The 1,573-nt window shown below is 67.8% G+C and carries 1 pseudogene; it reads right to left on the reverse strand.

Going from position 1 to position 1,573, the window contains the following annotated elements:
- Positions 1-525: 525 nt before the first annotated feature.
- Positions 526-1,383: pseudogene (locus tag ACWGI8_RS44120) on the reverse strand (transposase); the annotation flags it as partial.
- Positions 1,384-1,573: the final 190 nt, after the last annotated feature.

Genomic DNA, 1,573 nt, shown 5'->3' on the forward strand with positions numbered 1-1,573 from the left:
CCCGATTCCTTTCGGCTTCCGGCATTGGCTTCTTGGGCCATCCTGTTCCCGCTGGGGAGTTGAGCCTTCCTCGCGGTCGGCCGACCGGGCCACGAAGGCCCGGACCCCAACGGGGTTTCCACGTTCCACACGAATGAGATACGACCGGGGTGGGTGCTCCCTTTACCCCGAGGCGGCGGTGTCCACCTGGCCAGAGTGACCTCTGCCGGCCAGCGCCTGCCGCTTCTCAGCGGCCAGCCATGCACCTCGCTGGAACCTTCCATCGGCGAGGCTTGGGATCACGAGGCGTCATCGGGAGTTCACTTGCGTTCACCCGTCCGGTCTTCCCCTTGCCGGTAACTCCCGGATGGAACGGGAGCCCTTGGGCTTCCCCCTGAGCTTCGCACCACGCCGTTACTGGCACCGCACGTCAAGGGCAGTCACGGGTCATACGGACACGGACCCGTGACTGCACCTACGGCCCCACCATCAGCCGCCTCTCCAATCGGTCAGTCCACTCAAATTCGTGCAACTTCGTGTCGCACGGTCACCCTCCCAATGGCCGGGCACTGCACGGTCTGCCGCCTCGGCCGGCCGCTCGCTGATCACGACGTCCGGGGTGACGTGCCCGCCAGGCCGTCGCCGGGAGCGTGCGCGTGGGACCCGCAGTGCCCGCCCGGTGCGCAGGCAGGCGACCAGCTCACGCTTGAGCGCGCCTCGGCCTTGGACATAAAGCGCCTGGTAGATCGCCTCGTGCGAGATCCGCATCGTCTCGTCCTCGGGGAAGTCGAACTTGAGCCGGTGGGCGATCTGCTCCGGGCTCCAGGACGTCGCCCACCGGCGGTCCTGGCGTCGCGGCTTGTTCCGCCCCTTCCACGCCCGCGTCTGCGGTCCCGTCACCGTCGTTCCGTCCGGGGCCCGGACCTCCCCGGCCAGCCGACCCTGCACATAGTCGCGCAGCCGGTCGTTCTTGACGAGCTTGGCCGGCTTGGGGCGCCTCGCCATCAGCTCTGCCTTCCACTGCGCGACCGACGCTCGATAGTCGAGCTTGCCTCCGCGGGTGGCCGCGTTGCGGCGCAGTTCCCGGGAGATGGTCGAGGGGTGGCGGCCGAGCCGGCGGGCGATCTCTCTCACCCCAGCGCGCTGAGCCTTGAGAAGGGCGATCTCTTCTCGCTCTACAAACGACAAGTAGCGGCCCGTGACCGGGACACGCAAGAACGTCGGCATGCCACCACGTTCCCGGAACCAACGACTGCCCGCCGCCTGCGACGCGCCGACCGCGATCGCGGCCTCCTCGCTGGTGAGCCCTTTGCCGATCTCACGCCAGAACAACCGCTCCACGTCGCGTCGCAGCGACGGCTTGCCCGGCGACTTCATCGGTGACCTGCCGGTCAGGTCCTTCATCCAGCCCGCTGGCCTGCCCATCAACACCTCCATGATCGAGGTGTTGCGACAACCAGTTGAGTCCGCCGAGTACGCCTCGCGGAAGTTCCGCCGGGCCTGCCGCAAGCTGGGCGTCATCCAGTCCATGGGCCGGGTCGGCTCGTGCTTCGACAAGCGCTTGTCATCACACTGCACCTCTTCTCCTATCGGC

It is taken from the genome of Streptomyces sp. NPDC054841 (assembly GCF_053611045.1).